This window comes from Hydrogenophaga sp. YM1 (assembly GCF_016903055.1).
Classification (GTDB): Bacteria; Pseudomonadota; Gammaproteobacteria; order Burkholderiales; family Burkholderiaceae_C; genus Hydrogenophaga; species Hydrogenophaga borbori.
The window spans coordinates 2,162,112-2,181,169 of record NZ_CP070223.1 but is presented as its reverse complement, the minus strand read 5'-3'; the positions used below and the strand labels follow the sequence as shown (position 1 = coordinate 2,181,169).

Annotated in this window: 15 protein-coding genes; 4 read left to right on the top strand and 11 right to left on the bottom strand. The window is 67.6% G+C overall.

Translation table 11 applies throughout. The annotated features are described in order from the left end of the window. Window position 1 precedes the first annotated feature (1 nt). From JNX00_RS10140 to ppsA, 7 genes are all read right to left on the bottom strand, one after another. On the bottom strand, window positions 2–262 hold the full coding sequence (locus JNX00_RS10140) for a DUF4212 domain-containing protein (protein ID WP_070397868.1): 261 nt from the start codon (window positions 260–262) through the stop codon (window positions 2–4). Window positions 263–406: 144 nt separating this feature from the next. Further along, window positions 407–982, bottom strand: coding sequence for a tetratricopeptide repeat protein (locus JNX00_RS10135; protein ID WP_204744865.1), 576 nt, complete (start codon window positions 980–982; stop codon window positions 407–409). After that, on the bottom strand, window positions 979–1,278 hold the full coding sequence (locus tag JNX00_RS10130) for a hypothetical protein (RefSeq protein ID WP_070397870.1): 300 nt from the start codon (window positions 1,276–1,278) through the stop codon (window positions 979–981). The genes JNX00_RS10135 and JNX00_RS10130 overlap by 4 nt, the downstream gene beginning before the upstream one ends. A 178-nt stretch (window positions 1,279–1,456) precedes the next feature. Beyond that, window positions 1,457–3,127, bottom strand: a complete 1,671-nt coding sequence (locus JNX00_RS10125) for an MFS transporter (protein ID WP_204744864.1) — start codon at window positions 3,125–3,127, stop codon at window positions 1,457–1,459. A 236-nt stretch (window positions 3,128–3,363) separates the two neighbouring features. After that, entirely contained in the window at window positions 3,364–5,427 is a 2,064-nt protein-coding gene (locus JNX00_RS10120) for a VC_2705 family sodium/solute symporter (RefSeq protein ID WP_239478302.1), read from the bottom strand. Continuing rightward, window positions 5,420–5,707: a sodium/substrate symporter small subunit gene (locus JNX00_RS10115; RefSeq protein ID WP_070397873.1), complete on the bottom strand. Its 288-nt coding sequence runs from the start codon at window positions 5,705–5,707 to the stop codon at window positions 5,420–5,422. Before JNX00_RS10115 ends, JNX00_RS10120 begins: the two co-directional genes overlap by 8 nt. A 64-nt stretch (window positions 5,708–5,771) precedes the next feature. Continuing rightward, window positions 5,772–8,177: a phosphoenolpyruvate synthase gene (ppsA, locus tag JNX00_RS10110; protein ID WP_070397874.1), complete on the bottom strand. Its 2,406-nt coding sequence runs from the start codon at window positions 8,175–8,177 to the stop codon at window positions 5,772–5,774. Window positions 8,178–8,341: 164 nt separating this feature from the next. On the opposite strand from ppsA, the gene JNX00_RS10105 reads away from it, so the two are divergent. Then, window positions 8,342–9,163 (top strand): pyruvate, water dikinase regulatory protein, encoded by an 822-nt coding sequence (locus tag JNX00_RS10105; protein ID WP_070397875.1) that lies wholly within the window; start codon window positions 8,342–8,344, stop codon window positions 9,161–9,163. 2 nt (window positions 9,164–9,165) lie between these two features. Here JNX00_RS10105 and ahpF read toward each other — a convergent pair whose 3' ends face one another. Continuing rightward, window positions 9,166–10,743 (bottom strand): alkyl hydroperoxide reductase subunit F, encoded by a 1,578-nt coding sequence (gene ahpF / locus JNX00_RS10100; protein ID WP_204744863.1) that lies wholly within the window; start codon window positions 10,741–10,743, stop codon window positions 9,166–9,168. A 101-nt stretch (window positions 10,744–10,844) separates the two neighbouring features. Then, window positions 10,845–11,408 carry an alkyl hydroperoxide reductase subunit C gene (gene ahpC / locus JNX00_RS10095; protein ID WP_070397877.1) on the bottom strand — a complete coding sequence of 188 codons (564 nt, stop codon included), beginning with the start codon at window positions 11,406–11,408 and terminating at the stop codon, window positions 10,845–10,847. 386 nt (window positions 11,409–11,794) lie between these two features. Between ahpC and JNX00_RS10090 the strand changes: the two genes are divergently transcribed. Next, the gene (locus tag JNX00_RS10090; protein WP_204744862.1) at window positions 11,795–13,975 is read left to right on the top strand and encodes a catecholate siderophore receptor Fiu; all 2,181 of its coding nucleotides are present in this window, start codon (window positions 11,795–11,797) and stop codon (window positions 13,973–13,975) included. Between the two features lie 76 nt (window positions 13,976–14,051). Here the strand turns inward: JNX00_RS10090 and ppk2 are convergent, their stop codons facing one another. Both ppk2 and JNX00_RS10080 read right to left on the bottom strand, forming a co-directional pair. After that, complete coding sequence (gene ppk2, locus JNX00_RS10085; RefSeq protein ID WP_070397879.1) at window positions 14,052–14,963, bottom strand: polyphosphate kinase 2; 912 nt, start codon at window positions 14,961–14,963, stop codon at window positions 14,052–14,054. Between the two features lie 91 nt (window positions 14,964–15,054). Next, window positions 15,055–16,242 (bottom strand): MFS transporter, encoded by a 1,188-nt coding sequence (locus tag JNX00_RS10080; protein ID WP_239478331.1) that lies wholly within the window; start codon window positions 16,240–16,242, stop codon window positions 15,055–15,057. A gap of 105 nt (window positions 16,243–16,347) precedes the next feature. Here JNX00_RS10080 and JNX00_RS10075 point away from each other — a divergent pair, with 105 nt between their 5' ends. Beyond that, on the top strand, window positions 16,348–17,265 hold the full coding sequence (locus tag JNX00_RS10075) for a LysR family transcriptional regulator (protein WP_204744860.1): 918 nt from the start codon (window positions 16,348–16,350) through the stop codon (window positions 17,263–17,265). Between the two features lie 87 nt (window positions 17,266–17,352). Next, on the top strand, window positions 17,353–19,056 hold the full coding sequence (ybaL, locus tag JNX00_RS10070) for a YbaL family putative K(+) efflux transporter (RefSeq protein WP_070397882.1): 1,704 nt from the start codon (window positions 17,353–17,355) through the stop codon (window positions 19,054–19,056). The last annotated feature ends 2 nt before the right edge of the window (window positions 19,057–19,058 follow it).

Sequence of the window (19,058 nt, the reverse complement as noted above, 5' to 3'; positions counted from 1 at the left end):
TTTACTCCTCGGCCTCGTCGACACCGTGTTCGATGTCGAGCTTGTTCATGTACCAGGCGTAGAAGGCGATGATGGCCACATAGACCACCAAAGCCCCCTGCGCACCCACCCAGAAGCTGAACGGCCAACCGAAGAAGTTGAAGTGCAGATCCCGGGCGAAGTAGCCCACCACGAACGTCACGACGAACCAGATTGCAAGCAATATGGCCGTGATGTTGAGGTTCTTCCGCCAGTACAGGCGGTGCTTCTCTGTCAATTGCATTGCATCGACCTCCATCAACAAACCCTCACGGGCACGTCACGGACACCACCCGTCTCCTCATGGGTGACCTGCACGCCAAGTCCATGTTGTCGGCACCGCCTTGCGGACGGTGCCCCTTTTGCGGCCGCTCGGCGGCAGCGCGCCTCAGGTCGGTTCTTGAACCAGCCCTGTCTCGCGCTCCAGCTGGGCGGCCACCTTGGGCTCGAACCGTTTGAGGTGGCGAATGATCTTCGCCGCCTCTTCGGGCTCTTGCCGATCGACATGAACCCGCGCGAGCTGATACCAGCCGTACGGGCTCATGGGCTGCAGTTGGGTGTTGCGCTTGAGCGCGACCACGGCGTCGTCGAAGCGCCGCTGGCGGATCAGGCACAAGGCCAGGCCGTACCAGGCCCGGTCCATCTTTTCTTCAAGGGCGATGGCCTGGCGAAACGCCGCCTCGGCGTCTTCCAGCAAGCCCAGTTCTTCGCGCAGGAAGCCCAGGTTGAACCAGCCCGCCGCCTGCTGCGGCCGCACGGCGACCACGCGCTCGAGCGCCGCCACCGCGCCGGCCTTGTCGCCCTGCTCCGCCCTAAGATGGGCGAGCGTCGCCCAGGCGTAGGCGTCGTCGGGATCGATGGCCAGCATGCGCTCCACGCGCTCGAGCGCCGCCGCACGCCGGCCGAGGGCCAGCAGCAGCTTGATCTGCCCGCGCAGGAAGCGCAGTTGCATCGAGGCGTTCATTTGCACAGCTCCACACCGATGCGCAGGCAGTGTTGGATGCGCAGCGCCGTCACCACGATCCACGCAAAGGCCAGCACGAGGAAAGCCACCAGCGGCACATGGCGGTCCAGCACGATGCTGCGCGGCGTGATGAAGCGCGCCATCACCACGAAGGGACGGCCGATCTGCGCCAGCAGTTGGTAGAAGAAGTTGGTGTCGCGCTTGGCGCCCGCCAGCAGGCCCAGCACCCACTGGCCGAACAGCGACATGAGCGCGATCTCGCAGATCAGCTTGGCAATGGACAGGAACAGCAACATGCGTGAGTGACACCTTGGGTTGGCGCCATTCTTTCGCTGCCCCTTACGGTTTACTTACGATTCCTCACACCAAACGCCCCACAGCGGGTGATCCCTGTGAGGGTTATCCCTAGATCGCAAACCAAAAAAGGGCTCCGAAGAGCCCTTTGCCTGGCCGGGAGGACCCGGTCACGCGAATTCAGTCGGCGGCGAAGATGTCCTTCTTGTGGTTGTCGGGCACGAACACCGCGCCGATGAGCACCGTGGCCAGGGCGATGACGATGGGGTACCAGAGGCCGTAGTACGGATCGCCGGTGTGGGCAATCATGGCGAAGGCCGTCGCCGGCATCAGGCCGCCGAACCAGCCGTTGCCGATGTGGTACGGCAGGGACATGCCGGTGTAGCGGATGCGAGTGGGAAACAGCTCGACCAGCGCCGCGGCGATCGGGCCGTACACCATGGTCACCAGGACCACCAGGTAGGTGAGGATGATCACCAGCGGGAAGGCCTGTGCGTTGAACACGCCGAAGAAGCCGTCCACCTTCACGATGCCGGGCGCGGGCTTGTCGGCGGCGGGGTAGCCGGCCGCGGCCAGCGCCGCGTTCACGCTCTTCGTGAACGCGGCGGGCACGGCCTTGGCGTCGTCGCCGCTGAGCTTGGCGGCCTCATAGGAAGGTATCTCCGTGCTGCCGATCTGCACCTTCGCGGGCACCACGCCGGACTGGTACTGCACCGAGTAGCTCACCGAGTTGCGCGCCAGCAGCGCCTTGGTCACGTCGCAGGAACTGGTGAACTTGGCGGTGCCGGTGGGGTTGAACTGGAACGAGCAATCGGACCGGTCGGCGATGATCGTCACGGTGGTGTTCTGCTGGGCCGCGTGCAGCGCCGGGTTGGCCAGCCGGGTGATGGCGTTGAAGACCGGGAAGTAGGTCAGCGCGGCCAGCAGGCAGCCCGCCAGGATGATCTTCTTGCGGCCTATCGTGTCGGAGAGCGAGCCGAACACCACGAAGCCGCCGGTGCCCAGGATCAGCGCCCAGGCAATCAGCATGTTGGCGGTGAACATGTCCACGCGCAGGATGGTCTGGATGAAGAACAGCGCATAGAACTGGCCCGTGTACCAGACCACCGCCTGGCCGGCCACCAGGCCCAGCAGCGCCAGCAAGGCGTACTTGCCGTTCTTCCAGTTGCCGAAGGCCTCGGAAATCGGCGCCTTCGATTGGGCGCCTTCGGCTTTCATCTTCTTGAAGGCGGGAGACTCTTCCATCTGCAGGCGAATCCACAGCGAGACCCCGAGCAGGAAGATCGACAGCAGGAAGGGAATGCGCCAGCCCCAGGTGGTGAAGGCCTGTTCACCCACCACCGAGCGCACCACCAGGATCACCATGAGCGAGAGCAGTAGGCCCAGCGTCGCGGTGGTCTGGATCCAACTCGTGAAGAAGCCGCGGCGGCCATGCGGCGCGTGCTCGGCCACGTAGACCACGGCACCGCCGTACTCGCCACCGAGCGCCAGGCCCTGCAGCATGCGCAGCGCGATCAGCAGCACGGGCGCGGCCCAGCCGATGGAGTCGTAGCTGGGCAGCAGGCCGACGACGAAGGTCGAAATGCCCATGATCAGGATCGTGATCAGGAAGGTGTACTTGCGGCCCACCAGGTCACCGAGGCGGCCGAACACCAGCGCACCGAAGGGCCGCACCAGGAAGCCCGCCGCGAAGGCCAGCAAGGCAAACACGTTGCGCGTGGCCTCGGGAAAGGAAGAGAAAAACTGCGCGCCGATGATCGCGGCGAGCGAGCCGTAGAGATAGAAGTCGTACCACTCGAAGATGGTGCCGGCCGATGAGGCCAGGATGACCCGCTTCTCTTCGCGGGTCATGGGACGTTTTCGGGGGTCCGGCGCACTGCTTGCGCCGGCCGCCATGGCTGCGGTGTTCCTGTTCACATGCGTCTCCTCATTCAATGGGCTGGAAGGCCCGATGGCTTCCGGAGCCGATTTGTAGAGACGCGCGCTTACCAGCCCCTGACCCGGAACTGACTTCAAACTGACCCAGAACTGAAGGAGGAATTAAAGCGGCACCGATTGCGGTGCGCGACCGGCCCAGGCCGATGCGACTACGCCCCCGCCACGCGGCGGCGCGTCAGCAAACTCAGGACAAGGATGACCGCAAAACCCAGCGGCACACCGAACACCGCCGCGGACACCGGCTGGATGTCGAACCAGAGCGACTGGCCGGCCGGCAGCCGCAGCACGGCGCGCACCGCCGGGGCGTTGACCACCATGTAGCCCACCGTCACGCTCAGGCCCGCAAGCATGCCGGCCACCGCGGCAGCGCCCGTGGTGCGCGACCAGAAGATGCCCATGACCATGGCCGGCACCAAGGCAGAGGCCGCGAGCGAAAACGATGAGGCCACCAGCGGCAGAATCTCCGCCGGCCTGAGCGATGCCACGAAAGCCGCGACCGTGGCCACGCTCAACAGCGCGAACTTGGAGAGGATCACGCGCTGCTCGGGCGCCACATGGCGCCCGAACTCCTGCAAGTAGGTGTCGCGCACCAGCGAGTTGCTGATGGTCAGCAAAAGGCCATCGGCGGTGGACAGCGCGGCGGCCAAACCACCCGCGGCCACCAGGCCGGACACCACGTAGGGCATGCCGCCCAACTCGGGCGTGGCGAGCATGATCAGATCGGCTCCCAGCCGGATCTCGCCGAACTGCAGGATGCCGTCGCCATTGATGTCGCTCACCGAGAGCAAGGAATCGTCGTAGTGCGACCACTGCGCGATCCACGACGGCAACGCGTTGAAGCTGCTGCCCACGACGTTCTGCATCAGCTCGTACTTCACCAGTGTGGCCAGCGCGGGCGCGCTCAGGTACAGCAGCGCGATGAAGAACAGCGACCAGGCCACCGAGGCCCGCGCGGTGGCCACGGACGGCGTGGTGTAGTAGCGCGTCAGCAGGTGGGGCAGCCCGGCGGTGCCCACCATGAGGCAGAACATGAGCGCCAGGAAGTTCGCGCGGGACGACTGGAAGGCCCGGCGCTCGGCCTCGCTGCCATTCGGATCGCCGACATAGGCCTGCGTGTGGGGCGGCAGCCCGCCCAGGAAGCGGGAACGGTCCTGGCTGTCCTTCATGGCGCGCGTCCATTGCTCGCGCGCGTCGGCCGCGTCCCGGGGCAAGGCCGACAGCGCCCGGCGCGCGGCGACGACGCGCTCGACAGATGCGTTCTGGGCCACCAGCTCGCGCACGCGCTCTTGCGCGAGCATGCGCTGCTCCCGCAGCGAGCCCTCCACGTCCTGGAGCCAGCGCTGGTACTGGCGGGCCCGCGCCTGGAACTCGGCCTGCACCGCCCGCTCCTGCGGCGAAGCCTGCAGGTCCCTCTCGAGCGCTGCGATCTTCTCGAGCTGCTTGCCGTAGGCCAACGGCGCCAGGGGGTTGCCCAATTGCTGGTAGGCCAACCAGGACACGGGGACCAGAAAGGCCAGCAACAGGATCACGTATTGCGCGACCTGGGTCCAGGTGATGGCCCGCATGCCGCCCAGGAAGGAACACAGCACCACCCCACCCAGGCCCAGCATGATGCCGATCTCGAAATGCACCCCGGTCAGGCGCGAAGCCACCAGGCCGATGCCATAAATCTGCGCCACCACGTAGGTGAAGGAACACAGGATCGCCGAGAACGCCGCCAGGCGGCGCGGCCACCGGCCGCCAAAGCGGTGCATGAAGTACTCGGGCACCGTGTAGAGCTTGAGCTGGCGCAGGTGCGGCGCGATGAGCAGGCCCACGAGGCAGAAGCCGCCGGTCCAGCCCAGCACGAAGGCCAGTCCGCCAGCTTGCACGTCGGTGCCGCCGAAGCCTTGCAGGTAGAGGCCGCCGGCCAGGCTGATGAAGGACGCCGCGCTCATCCAGTCGGCGGCCGCGGCCATGCCGTTGTAGACCGGCGGAATGCGCCGGCCCGCCACGTAGTACTCCTCGGGGTCGGCGGTGCGCCCATAGACGCCGATGCCGCCGTACATCATGACGGTGGCGAACAACATGATCGGCCCCAGCCAGCGGCGCGACAGCCCGCTCTGCTCGGCCCAGGCCATCAGCAGCAGGAAAGCAATCAGCGCCACCACATACAGCGCCAGGATGCGGTGCAGGCGGCGCTGGTAGGCGGCGTAGGCCGGGCCGTCAGCCACCGCCGCCCCCGTCGTCCGGCCCGTCCCCGCCGCCCTCGCCGTCGCGGGCCTCCAGGCGGTTCATGGCCCAGGTGTAGACCGCCAGGATGGCGATGAACACCAGCACCGCCCCTTGGGAGGCGATCCAGAAATGCAGGGGCCAGCCCATCACGGAGAAGCTGAGCTCTCGCGCGAAGAAGCAGGTGCCAAAGGACACCAGCACCAGCACCGCCAGCAGCACGGCCTTCAGGGCCAGTGCGCGGCGGTCGTGGCGCGGGTTCGTGGCGGGCGCGGGGGGCATCGCGGGATCATCGCATTGCGCGCGCCCCCCCGCCTTAGGTGTTTGCGCGGGCTGCCCCGCGCGCTCAGCCCCGCGCCAGCAGCTGCCAGGTGTCGATCACCGTGTCGGGGTTGAGCGAGATGGAGCTGATGCCCTCGTCGCGCAGCCACTGCGCGAAGTCGGGGTGGTCGCTGGGGCCCTGGCCGCAGATGCCCACGTACTTGCCCTCGGCCTTGCAGGCGCCGATGGCCAGCTTGAGCAGCGCGCGCACCGCCGGGTCGCGCTCGTCGAAATCGTGCGCCAGCAGTTCCAGGCCGGAATCTCGGTCGAGGCCAAGCGTGAGCTGCGTCAGATCGTTCGAGCCGATGGAGAAGCCGTCGAAGTACTGCAGGAAGTCCTTGGCCAGCACGGCGTTGCTGGGGATCTCGCACATCATGATGAGCTGCAGACCATTCTCGCCGCGCTTGAGGCCCTTGGCCGCCAGCAGCTCGGTCACGCGCTGGGCCTGCGCCAGCGTGCGCACGAAGGGCACCATCACCTGCACGTTGCTCAGGCCCATGTCCTCGCGCACGCGCTTGAGCGCCTCGCATTCCATGGCAAAGGCCTCGGCGAAGTCGTGGCTGATGTAGCGCGCCGCGCCGCGGAAACCCAGCATGGGGTTTTCTTCGTCGGGTTCGTAGCGGGAGCCGCCCACCAGCTTGCGGTACTCGTTGCTCTTGAAGTCCGACAGGCGAACGATCACCGGCTTGGGCCAGAAGGCCGCGGCGATGGTGGCCACGCCCTCGGCGACCTTGTCGACGTAGAACGCGCGCGGCGAGGCATGGCCGCGCGCCACCGACTCCACCGCCTTCTTCAGGTCGGCGTCGACGTTGGGGTAGTCGAGGATGGCCTTGGGGTGCACGCCGATGTTGTTGTTGATGATGAATTCCAGCCGCGCCAGGCCCACGCCGCCGTTGGGGATCTGGGCGAAGTCGAAGGCCAGCTGCGGGTTGCCCACGTTCATCATGATCTTCACGTCGAGATCGGGCATCTCGCCGCGCTTGACCTCGCTGATCTCGGTCTCGAGCAGGCCGTCGTAGATGTTGCCGGTGTCGCCCTCGGCGCAGCTCACGGTGACCAGGGTGCCGTCCTTGAGCCGCTCGGTGGCGTCGCCGCAGCCCACCACGGCCGGGATGCCGAGTTCGCGCGCGATGATGGCCGCGTGGCAGGTGCGCCCGCCGCGGTTGGTGACGATCGCGCTGGCGCGCTTCATCACGGGCTCCCAGTTGGGGTCGGTCATGTCGGTGACCAGCACGTCGCCGGGCTGCACCTTGTCCATCTCGCCGATGCTGTGCACCAGGCGCACCGGGCCGGTGCCCACCTTCTGGCCGATGGCGCGGCCGCTGGCCAGCACCGAGCCCTTGCCCTTGAGCTTGTAGCGCACCTCGGTCTTGCCGGCGCTCTGGCTTTTCACCGTTTCGGGGCGGGCCTGCAGGATGTAGATCTGGCCGTCGGTGCCGTCCTTGCCCCACTCGATGTCCATGGGGCGGCCATAGTGCTGCTCGATCACCAGCGCGTACTGGGCCAGCTGCGCCACGTCGGCGTCGCTCAGGCTGTAGCGGTTGCGCTGCTCCACGGGCACGTCCACGGTCTTCACCAGCTTGCCCTTCAGCGGGCCGTCGGCGGCCTTCTCCTCGGCCGTGCTGAACACCATTTGGATCAGCTTGCTGCCCAGGTTGCGGCGGATGAGCGCGCGCTTGCCGGCCTTGAGCATGGGCTTGTGCACGTAGAACTCGTCGGGGTTCACGGCGCCCTGCACCACGGTCTCACCCAGGCCGTAGCTGCTGGTGATGAAGACGACATCGGAAAAGCCGCTCTCGGTGTCGATGGTGAACATCACGCCGGCCGCGCCCAGGTCGGAGCGCACCATGCGCTGCACGCCGGCCGACAAGGCCACCTCGGCGTGGGCGAAGCCCTTGTGCACGCGGTAGCTGATGGCGCGGTCGTTGTAGAGGCTGGCGAACACCTCCTTCATCTTGTGCAGCACCTCCTCGATGCCGACCACGTTGAGGAAGGTTTCCTGCTGGCCCGCGAAGGACGCGTCGGGCAGGTCTTCGGCGGTGGCAGAGGAGCGCACGGCGAACGAGGCCTTGGCGTTGCCCTCGCTCAGGGTGGCGAAGGCCTCGCGGATGGCCCTTTCCAGGTCGGCCGGAAAGGGCTGGGCCTCGACCCAGGCGCGGATCTCGGCGCCGGCGGCGGCCAGGGCGCGCACGTCCTCGGTGTCGAGCGTGGCCAGGCGCTGGTTGATGCGGTCGGCCAGGCCACCGTGCTGGAGAAACTCGCGGAAGGCGTGCGCCGTGGTGGCGAAGCCGGTGGGCACCTTCACACCGCTGGGCAGCTGAGAAATCATCTCGCCGAGGCTGGCGTTCTTGCCGCCGACCGACTCGACGTCGCTCATCCGCAGCTTCTCGAAAGGCACGACCAGGGCGGTCGCCTCGAACAGGTTGGACATGGAAAAACTCCTAAGGTTGAAAAACCGGGGTTCCATGCACCAGCGTGTGACCTGTGGTTGTGTTGTGGGTCGGCCACCGGGCAAGGCGGAAATCTGGGGGGGCGCCACGGGCCCGGATAATGGCCCGCCACGCAACAGCAGCGGATTGTAAGGACGCCCCTCCCATGTCCCACCGAACGGTCTTTTTCGTCTCCGACGGCACCGGCATCACCGCCGAAACCTTCGGCAACGCCATCCTCGCCCAGTTCGAGGCCACGGTGCGCCGGGTGCGCCTGCCCTTCCTGGACAGCGTGGACAAAGCCCACCAGGCGGCGCGCCAGATCAACCACACCGCCGAGGTGGAGGGCCGGCGCCCGCTGGTGTTCACCACCGTCGTCAACGCCGAGGTGCTCGACGTCTTCCAGCACCACTGCCGTGGCATGCTGCTCGACATGTTCGGCACCTTCGTGCAGCCGCTGGAGGAAGAGCTGGGGATCAAGAGCAACCACCGCGTGGGGCGCTTTTCCGACGCGTCCAAGAGCAAGGCCTACCACGACCGCATCGAGGCCATCAACTACTCGCTGGCGCACGACGACGGCCAGAGCGACAAGGACCTGGAGAGCGCCGACGTGATCCTGGTCGGCGTGAGCCGCAGCGGCAAGACGCCGACCTCGCTGTACCTCGCCATGCAGTACGGCCTGAAGGCCTCCAACTACCCGCTGATTCCCGAGGATTTCGAGCGCCGCAAGCTGCCGCCCGCCCTGGCCACGCACCGCAAGAAGCTGTTCGGCCTGACCATCGCGCCGGATCGCCTGAGCGAAATCCGCAACGAGCGCCGCCCCAACTCGCGCTACGCCGACCTGGAGAACTGCCGCATGGAGGTGGCCGAGGCGGAGGCCATGATGCGCCGCGAGGGCATCCGCTGGCTCTCCACCACCACCAAGTCGATCGAGGAAATCGCGACCACCATCCTGCAAGAGGTGCGGCCCGAACGCCTCGAGTACTGAGCTCAGGCCGCCGTGGCTTCCGCCACCGGCTGGCGGATCAGGTAATCGAAGGCGCTCAGGGCCGCGGTCGATCCCGCGCCGGCGGCGATCACGATCTGCTTGTACGGCACCGTGGTGCAGTCGCCGGCCGCGAACACGCCGTCCACGTTGGTGTGGCCCTTGGCGTCGATCACGATTTCGCCGAAGCGGCTGAGCTCCACCGTGCCCTTGAGCCATTCGGTGTTGGGCACCAGGCCGATCTGGACGAACACGCCTTCCAGTTCGACGTGGCGCTGCTCGCCGCTGGCGCGGTCCTTGTAGCTCAGGCCGTTCACCGTGCCGTTGGCGCCGGTGATCTCGGTGGTCTGCGCATTCGTGTGGATCGCCACGTTGGGCAGGCTCTTGAGCTTGGTGACCAGCACCGCATCGGCCTTGAGCGCGTCGGCGAATTCGATCAGCGTCACGTGCTCGACGATGCCGGCCAGGTCGATCGCGGCCTCCACGCCCGAGTTGCCACCGCCGATCACCGCCACGCGCTTGCCCTTGAACAGGGGGCCGTCGCAGTGCGGGCAGTAGGCCACGCCCTTGTTGCGGTACTCGGCCTCGCCGGGCACGTTCACGTTGCGCCAGCGCGCGCCGGTCGACAGGATCACGCTGCGCGCTTTCAGGGTGGCGCCATTGGCCATGACCACCTGCACGGGGCCGCCCGGCTCGCTGGCGGGCACCAGTTTCTCGGCGCGCTGCAGGTTCATGATGTCCACGCCGTAGTGACGCACCTGGGCTTCCAGCGCGGCGGCGAACTTCGGGCCGTCGGTTTCCAGCACACTGATGTAGTTCTCAATGGCCAGCGTGTCGTTCACCTGGCCGCCGAAGCGCTCGGCCGCCACGCCCACGCGGATGCCCTTGCGCGCCGCATAGACGGCCGCGGCGGCGCCGGCCGGGCCACCACCAACGATCAGCACGTCGAACGGGTCCTTGGCGTCCAGCTTGGCCGCTTCGCGGGCGTCGGCGTTCACGTCGAGCTTGGCGACGATCTCTTCCAGCGACATGCGGCCGCCGCCGAACTCTTCGCCATTGAGGAAGACCATGGGCACCGCCATCACCTGGCGCTGCTCGACCTCGGCCTGGAACAGCCCGCCATCGATCACGGTGACCTGCACCGCCGGGTTGCGGATGGCCATCAGCGACAGCGCCTGAACCACGTCCGGGCAGTTGTGGCAACTCAGGCTCATGTAGACCTCGAAGCGCAGGTCGCCCTGCAGCGTGGCGATGGCGTCCAGCGTTTCCTGCTCGGCCTTGGGCGGGTGACCGCCGGTCCATAGCAGGGCCAGCACCAGCGAGGTGAACTCGTGGCCCAGGGGAATGGCGGCGAAGCGCACGCCCGTGGTCTCGCCTTCGCGGGCGATCACGAACGAGGGCTTGCGCGCGTCCGTGCCGCTGTCGTCGTAGCTCACCTGGTCCGACAGGCCGGCGATGGTCTGCAGCAGTTCGCGCAACTCCTGCGACGGGGCGGAACCGTCGAGCGAGGCGATGAGGCGGATGGGCCGCTGCAGCTTGCCCAGGTAGGCCTGCAACTGGGCCTTGAGGGTGTCGTCGAGCATGGGGGACTCCTTTCGATTCAGCGTTTTGCGAGGAACCCTGGGCGCATGGCACCCAAGGTTCAACGCAAAACCCTCAACGGGTTTTCAGCGGATCGCGGCGATCAGATCTTGCCGACGAGGTCCAGCGAGGGCGTCAGGGTCTTGGCGCCGTCGTTCCACTTGGCGGGGCACACCTGGCCCGGGTTCTTGGCCACGAACTGGGCGGCCTTGAGCTTGCGCAGGGTTTCCTTCATGTCGCGGGCGATCGCGTTGTCGTGGATCTCGGCGGTCTTGATCACGCCCTCGGGGTTGATGATGAAGGTGCCACGCAGCGCCAGGCCCTCTTCCTCGATGTGCACGCCGAAGGCACGGGTCAGCTGGTGCGTGGGGTCGCCCACCAGGGGGAACTTGGCCTTGCCCACGGCGGGCGAGGTCTCGTGCCACACCTTGTGCGAGAAGTGGGTGTCGGTGGTGACGATGTAGACCTCGGCGCCCAGCTTCTGGAACTCGGCGTAGTTGTCGGCCGCGTCTTCCACTTCGGTCGGGCAGTTGAAGGTGAAGGCCGCCGGCATGAACACCAGCACCGACCACTCGCCACGCAGGCTCGCGTCGCTCACAGGCACGAACTTGCCGTTGTGGAAGGCCGTGGTGGAGAAGGGTTGAACGGTGGTGTTGATCAGGGACATGGGAACTCCTGGTTGCGGTTGAAGGAAATGGGGAAAACGGTGACGGCGCCAAACGCAGTTCAACGCGACGGGGACAATCATAGTCGATGACTATGGAATGATCGGATTAATAGTCTTTATCCCCCTCATAGGGAATTTTGTGCTTGGCACCAGCCGGCGGCCGGTTGTTTCTGGGGCAAACCGCGCACCCAGCACCCGCTGATGCACCCACACAACGAAGTGTGAAGAAATTTTGTATGTATTGTTAATGAGAACCGTTTTCATTAGCAATAATAGGGCGCAGCCAGCCACCGACCCAGCGCCTCCCCCATCCGTGCCCCGGCACCTGAGCGCCGTGACGAGGAAGCCAGCCAGCCGACTCACCACAACAGCCTCAAGGACCGACCATGGCTCGCTACCGCCGCCGCACCGCCCGCCCATCCACCCAACTCCTGGCCCTGCTGGCCGCCGCCCTGCCCGCCGCGGGCATGGCGCAGACCGCGCCCGCTACCACCCTGCCGACCGTCACGGTGAAAGAAGCGCCCGAGGTGCCGTACAGGGCCGAGAAGTCGGCCAACGAGAAGTTCACCGCGCCCCTGCTCGACACGCCCAAGACGGTGCAGATCATCAAGAAGGAAGTGATCGAGGAGCAAGGCGCCGTCACGCTGATGGAAGCCCTGCGCAACACCCCCGGCATCACCATGCAGATGGGCGAGAACGGCAACACCTCGGCCGGCGACACCTTTCAGCTGCGTGGCTTCTCGCTGCAACAGTCCACCTTCGTCGATGGCATCCGCGACCTGGGCGCGGTCACGCGCGACACCTTCAATCTCGAACAGGTCGAGGTGGTGAAAGGTGCCGCCGGCGCCGAGACCGGGCGCGGCGCCAGCGCCGGCTTCATCAACCTGATTTCCAAGCAGGCCCATCTGGGCGACGAGAGCAGCGTTTCCGGCACCGTGGGCACGGGCGACCGCCGCCGCGCCACGGTCGACCTGAACCGACAGCTCAGCGACACCTCGGCCTTGCGCCTCAATGCCATGGTGCAGGACAGCGGCGTCGACGGCCGCGACTTCGTGGAGAACAAGGGCTATGGCGTGGGTCTGTCGTATGTGACCGGCCTGGGCACGCCCACCCGGGTGCATCTGTTCAGCCAGCACCTGCGCCAGGACAACGTGCCCGACGGCGGCATTCCCGCCATCGGCTACGAAGGCTACACCTCCGTCATCGGCCCCAAGGTGCGCCGCGAGAACTTCTACGGCAGCGTGAACGACCGCGAGAAGGTCGACGCCGACATGTTCACCGTGAAGGTCGAGCACGACCTCGGCGAGGCCACGACGGTCCGCAACGTCACGCGCTACGGCAAAACCCACATGGACCGCACGCTCACCGGCATGAACACCGGTGGCGCGGGCATCGGCAACACGGGCGGACCGCTCTCCGCCTGGACCGTGAACCTGTCGCGCCAGCGCGTCGATCAGGAAAACAGCATCCTGGCCAACCAGACCAGCCTGAACACCCGGTTCGACGCGGGGGGCATGCAGCACTCGCTGGCCGCCGGCGTGGAGTTGCTGCACGAGAAGCAGACGAACTTCAGCCACGGCACCGCGACCGGTACCGCGCCGGCCAACCTGTACAACCCGGACCCGTACCGGGCCATGGTCAACTTCGGCCCGCGCACGGGTGACGAGTCGGGCACCACCACCAACACCATCAGCGTCTACGCCTTCGACGACGCCAAGATCAACGAGCGCTGGTCCATCAACGGCGGCGCGCGCGTGGACGTCTACAAGCTGAGCTCGAGCGCCGCCGTCGGGGCCCCCCCGCTCGAGGACTCGCGCAGCCTGGTGAGCTGGAGCATCGGCGGCGTCTACAAGCCGGCGGAAAACGGCAGCGTGTACGCGTCCTATGCGACCTCCTCCACCCCGCCCGGCGCCTTCACGCAGTTGAGCACCAGCGCCACCAGCATCAACAACCCCGCGTTCGACCCGCAGAAGACCAACACGGTCGAGCTGGGCACCAAGTGGGATCTGCTCAACAAGCGCCTCAACGTCGCGGCCGCGGTCTTCCGCACGGTCAACGACAACCAGACCACGGTCGACCAGGTCACCTTGGCCACCGTTCAGGAAGGCAAGACCCAGGTACAGGGCATCGAGCTGTCGGCCACGGGCCAGATCACCCCGTTCTGGCAGATCACCGCCGGACTGGCCAAGACCAGCACCAAGCAAATCGACGTGCGCAACGCCACCGGCGTGGGCACCGACCGCGTGCGCTGGTCGCCGGACCTGAGCGCCACGCTGTGGACCTCGTACCAGTGGGACAAGCTGACCATGGGCCTGGGTGCGCGCTACGTGTCGGAAGCCAAGCGCTTCGTCAACACCAGCGGCGCCCAGGGCAACATGCCCAACGTGCCCTCCTACTGGGTGGCCGACGCCATGGCCAAGTACCAGGTGAATTCCAAGCTCAGCCTTCAGTTGAACATCTACAACCTGTTCGACGAGGAGTACCTGATGACCCTGAACAACGGCGGCGGCCGACTCGCCCTGGGCGCGCCCCGCTCGGCCACGTTCACCGCCAACTACAAGTTCTGATCGAACCCGCCGAACCCAAGAAAAGCGCCAGGCTTCGGCCTGGCGCTTTTCCTTTTCGCCCTGGCCGCGGGCGCAGTCAGTAGATCTGCGGCACGTAGATTTCGCCCGGCACCTGGTGGCGGCGATAGCCCTCGTGGCGGATGCGCTCGGGCAGCGTAATGCCGGGCCGCTCGACCTCGTGGTACGGGATCAGCGAGAGCAGGTGGTGGATGCAGTTCAGCCGCGCCGTCTTCTTGTCGTCGGCCGGCACCACCCACCAGGGCGATTCGGGGATGTTCGTGCGCGCCAGCATCTCCTCCTTGGCCTTGGTGTAGAGCTCCCAGCGGCGGCGGCTCTCCAGGTCCATGGGGCTGAGCTTCCACTGCTTGAGCGGGTCGTGGATGCGACCGAGGAAGCGCGCCTCCTGCTCCTCATCGGAGATGGAGAACCAGTACTTCACCAACTGGATACCCGAATGCACCAGCATCTTCTCGAACTCGGGCACGGTGCGGAAGAAGGATTCCAGCTGCTCGTCGTCGCAGAAGCCCATGACCCGCTCGACGCCCGCGCGGTTGTACCAGCTGCGATCGAACAGAACGATCTCGCCGCCCGCGGGCAGGTGCGTCACGTAGCGCTGGAAGTACCACTGCGTGCGCTCACGGTCGTTGGGGGCCGGCAGCGCCACCACGCGGCACACGCGCGGGTTCAGGCGCTGCGTGATGCGCTTGATCACCCCGCCCTTGCCGGCCGCGTCGCGGCCCTCGAACACCACCACCAGCTTGTGGCCGGTGCTCACCACCCAGTCCTGCAGCTTCACCAGTTCCGCCTGCAGGCGGAACAGCTCGCGAAAGTAGACCCGGCGCGCCTCCTTGCGCTGAGCGGCGGCCTCCGGGTCCGCGCCTTCGTCGAGGCCGCGGTCCTCGATCTCCATCTCGAGTTCTTCGTCGTAGCCGTCCATGAGGTCGTCACTCAGGCGGCGCATCAGGTCGTCGTTGCCGTTCAGAAGCATGGGGCGGTCCTTTCCCTACTGAACCACCCAGTATTGCCTCGATGCGTGACATTCACATGACAGTCACACGAAGCCCGCGCCCCGGGCTGCGTTATGCCCGCCAGCGCCACAGCACGGCCAGGGCTGCGCTCGCCACGCCGATGGCGGCGACGGCCGGCCACCCGCCATGCGCGAAGGCCAGTGCGCCAACCACCGAGCCGCTGGCCATGCCCACGAACATCGCCGTGATAAGCATGGCGTTGAGCCGGCTGCGCGCGGCCGCGTCGAGACCGTAGACCGTGCTCTGGTGCGCGATGAGCGCGGCCTGGAAGCCGAAGTCGAGGCCGATGGCGCTGAGCACCAGCAGCAGCAACTGCGCCGACGCTGGCAGCACCTCCATGCCCAGCATCAGCGCATAGGCCAGCGCTGCCACGCCGGCACCCAGCAAGGCCACGCGGCGCGGGCCGTGCCGGTCGGCCAGGCGGCCGGCGAGTGGCGCGGCCAGCGCCCCCGCCGCGCCGGCGAGCCCGAAGGCCCCGGCCGCGCCGCTGCCGAGGCCGAAGCGCGCGTGCAGCATCACGGCCAGCGTGGACCAGAAGGCGCTGAAGCCCAAGCCCAGCAAGGCCTGCGCAAACGCGGCGCGGCGCAGCGGCGGGTGCCGGCGCCACAGGCCGGCGAGGGAGGCCAGCAGCTCGCCATAGCCCAGCCGCGTGGCCGGCTGAAAGGCGGGCACGCGCCAAAACACCACCAGCGCCAGCAGCACCACGCTGGCGGCGGCCAGACCGAACATCGCGCGCCAACCCAGCGCCTGCGTGACCAGGCCGCTGACCACGCGCGACAGCAGGATGCCCAGCAACAGCCCCGTCATCACCGCGCCCACGGCCCGGCCACGGCTGTGTTCCGGCGCGATCGAGACGGCGGCGGGCACGAAGTCCTGCGCGAGCGAGGCGGTGATGCCCACGAACAGGCTTGCGGCCAGCAACACGGCGACACCCGGTGCGAATGCGCTGGCCAGCAGCGCCAGCGCGAGCAGGCCCGCCTTCACCAGCATCACGCGGCGCCGGTCGAAGCGGTCGCCCAGCGGCGCCAACAGCAAGATGCCGGCGGCGTAGCCGAGCTGCGTGAGCATGGGCACTGCCCCGATGGCGCCCTCGCCGGCCTGCAGGCTTCGCGCCAGCTCGGGCAGCATGGGCTGGCTGTAGTAGATCGAGGCGACGCTGAAGCCGGCGCCGGCCGCGAGCAGCGCGGGCAGGCCGGCCGGTGTGGCAAGGCCATCCCTCTGGTCATGCGTTATATGAATGGAAGACAAGAGAACTCCTGAGCAAAAAACGGAATAGTCGAATTCTTCTCGCATATCCGCGCCCGGGATAGACTGTCCAGCGAACTAACTTCATACGTTCAACGCATGAAAGAAACCCCTCTCGCCCTCGACCGCATCGAACTGCTGCAGACCTTCGTGCGCATCGTCGAGAGCGGCAGCCTGTCGGCGGCGGCCCAGCGCCTGGACACCACGCAGCCCACCGTGAGCCGCCGCCTGCAGGCACTGGAGCGCCACTTCGGCGTGCGGCTGCTGCGCCGCTCCACCCATGCGGCCACGCTCACGCCCGACGGCGAGCGCTGCCTGGCCATGGCGCGCTCGCTGATCGACGAATGGGACGCCATGCAGGAGGAGCTGCGCGGCTCGCGGCGCGCGGCCAGCGGCACGCTCAAGGTGCTGGTGCCGCACGCGCTGGGGCAGGAACAGCTGGTGGCGCCGCTGGCGCAGTACCTGCGCGCCCACCCCGAGGTGCGCGTGGAGTGGCTGCTCGCCGACCGCGAGGCGGATTTCGTCGCCGAGGGCATCGACTGCGCGATCCAGGTCGGCAAGGTGCGCGACCCCAACCTGGTGGCCGTGCCGCTGTTCGAGCTGCCGCGCATCGTGATCGGCGCGCCCGCGCTGCTGGACCGGCACAAGGCGCCGCGCGCGCCCGAGCAACTGCGCGAGCTGCCCTGGCTGGCGCTGCAGACCTACTACCGCGACCGCGTGGTGCTCAACCCCGTGGGCGGTGGCGCCGCGCTGCGCTTCGACATCCGCCCGCGTCTGCGCACCGACAGCCTGTACGCGCTGCGCAGCGCGGTGCTGGCGGGACTGGGCGTGGCCGTGGTCTCGGCCTGGCTGGTGGCGGAGGACCTGCGCGAGGGCCGGCTGGTGCACCTGGTGCCGGGCTGGCGCGCCGAGCCACTGCCAGTGCAGCTCGTGTATCCGCCGGCGCGCTTCCAGACCGCGCGGCTGCGGCGCTTCCTGGAGATCGTGAAGGCCCACGGCCAGTCGCTCGCCCACTGAGAAAAACCCGCGCCCGGGCTGGGCGCGAATTTGCGCGACACTCGGGTATCCCCCGCCCCCGCCCGAGACGCCACACACCCCCGCCGCATGCACGCCAATCTCGCGCTGATCAACACGATTGCGGCCGGCCTCGGGCTGGCGCTGATCCTGGGGTTCATCTGCGCACGACTGAAGCTGCCGGCCCTGGTGGGCTACCTGCTGGCGGGCGTGATCATTGGCCCCTACACACCCGGTTTCGTGGCCGACGCCGCGATCGCCTCGCAGCTCGCCGAGATCGGCGTGATGCTGCTGATGTTCGGCGTGGGCCTGCACTTCTCGCTCGACGACCTGCTCTCGGTGCGCAAGATCGCCCTGCCCGGCGCCGTGGTGCAGATGGTGGTGGCCACGCTGATGGGCATGGCCATGGCGAGCTGGTGGGGCTGGGCCATCGGCCCCGCGCTGGTGCTGGGCATCTCGCTGTCGGTGGCCAGCACAGTGGTGCTGCTGCGTGCGCTGGAAAGCCTGGGCATTCTGGGCTCCATCACCGGGCGCATCGCGGTCGGCTGGCTGGTGGTGGAAGACCTGGCCATGGTGCTGGTGCTGGTGCTGCTGCCGCCGCTGGCCGGCTTCTTGGGCGGCACCGCGCCCGACAATGGCGGTGCCGAGTCCGTGGGCACCGCCCTGGGCCTGACGCTGCTGCGCGTGGGCGGCTTTGTCGCGCTCATGCTGCTGGTGGGGCGCAAGCTCTTCCCCTGGCTGCTGTGGCAGGTCACGCGCACCGGCTCGCGCGAGCTGTTCACCCTGTGCGTGGTGGCCGCGGCCGTGGGCATCGCCTTCGCCTCGGCCGAGCTGTTCGGCGTGTCCTTCGCGCTGGGCGCCTTTTTCGCCGGCATGGTGTTGCGCGAGTCCGAGTTCAGCCACCGCGCGGCCGAAGAATCTCTGCCGCTGCGCGACGCCTTCGCGGTGCTGTTCTTCGTCTCGGTGGGCATGCTGTTCGACCCCTATGTGCTCATCGAGGAGCCGGTCCACGTGCTGGGCGTGGTGGCCATCATCGTGGTGGGCAAGTCGCTGGCGGCGGTGGCCCTGGTGCTGCTGATGCGCTACCCCTTGCACACCGCGCTCACCATCTCGGCCAGCCTGGCGCAGATCGGCGAGTTCTCCTTCATCCTGGTGGGCCTGGGCGCCCAGCTGGGTCTCATGCCCGACGAGGGCCACAGCCTGGTGCTGGCGGGCGCGCTGATCTCCATCGCCCTCAACCCCCTGCTGTTCAAGGCCATCGAGCCGCTGCGCCAGCTGCTGCGCGAGCACTCCTTGCTGGTTCGCCGCCTGGAGGCGCGCGACGACCCGCTGGCCGAGCTGCCGCGCAGCACCGAGGCCAAGTACCTGTCGCGCCAGGTGGTGCTGGTGGGCTACGGCCGCGTGGGCCGGCGCATCGCGCAGGCGCTCAAGGCGGCGGGCCAGCCCTTCGTGGTGGCCGACCAGAACCGCGAGCTGGTGGAGGCCCTGCGCGCCAAGGGGATGGCCGCCGTGGTGGGCAATGCGGGCGACCCCGAGGTGCTGATCCAGGCCCACATCGCGCAGGCGCGCATGCTGGTCATCGCCACCCAGGACACGCTGTCGCTGCACCAGATGATCGACACCGCGCGCACGCTCAACCCCGAGATACAGATCGTGGTGCGCTCGCACAACGAGGACGAGGCCGAGCGCATGAAGGCCGCGGGCGTGGGCACGGTGTTCCTGGGCGAGGCCGAACTGGCGCACGCCATGGCGCGCCACGTGCTGGCGCCGCCGCCGCTGGAAAAGGCGCATTGACG

What these genes read in the sequence shown, in the direction of transcription:
- JNX00_RS10140 (WP_070397868.1), bottom strand. Translation starts at nt 262, where the DNA reads ATGCAATTGACAGAGAAGCACCGCCTGTACTGGCGGAAGAACCTCAAC.
- JNX00_RS10135 (WP_204744865.1), bottom strand. Translation starts at nt 982, where the DNA reads ATGAACGCCTCGATGCAACTGCGCTTCCTGCGCGGGCAGATCAAGCTG.
- JNX00_RS10130 (WP_070397870.1), bottom strand. Translation starts at nt 1,278, where the DNA reads ATGTTGCTGTTCCTGTCCATTGCCAAGCTGATCTGCGAGATCGCGCTC.
- JNX00_RS10125 (WP_204744864.1), bottom strand. Translation starts at nt 3,127, where the DNA reads ATGACCCGCGAAGAGAAGCGGGTCATCCTGGCCTCATCGGCCGGCACC.
- JNX00_RS10115 (WP_070397873.1), bottom strand. Translation starts at nt 5,707, where the DNA reads ATGCCCCCCGCGCCCGCCACGAACCCGCGCCACGACCGCCGCGCACTG.
- ppsA (WP_070397874.1), bottom strand. Translation starts at nt 8,177, where the DNA reads ATGTCCAACCTGTTCGAGGCGACCGCCCTGGTCGTGCCTTTCGAGAAG.
- JNX00_RS10105 (WP_070397875.1), top strand. Translation starts at nt 8,342, where the DNA reads ATGTCCCACCGAACGGTCTTTTTCGTCTCCGACGGCACCGGCATCACC.
- ahpF (WP_204744863.1), bottom strand. Translation starts at nt 10,743, where the DNA reads ATGCTCGACGACACCCTCAAGGCCCAGTTGCAGGCCTACCTGGGCAAG.
- ahpC (WP_070397877.1), bottom strand. Translation starts at nt 11,408, where the DNA reads ATGTCCCTGATCAACACCACCGTTCAACCCTTCTCCACCACGGCCTTC.
- JNX00_RS10090 (WP_204744862.1), top strand. Translation starts at nt 11,795, where the DNA reads ATGGCTCGCTACCGCCGCCGCACCGCCCGCCCATCCACCCAACTCCTG.
- ppk2 (WP_070397879.1), bottom strand. Translation starts at nt 14,963, where the DNA reads ATGCTTCTGAACGGCAACGACGACCTGATGCGCCGCCTGAGTGACGAC.
- JNX00_RS10075 (WP_204744860.1), top strand. Translation starts at nt 16,348, where the DNA reads ATGAAAGAAACCCCTCTCGCCCTCGACCGCATCGAACTGCTGCAGACC.
- ybaL (WP_070397882.1), top strand. Translation starts at nt 17,353, where the DNA reads ATGCACGCCAATCTCGCGCTGATCAACACGATTGCGGCCGGCCTCGGG.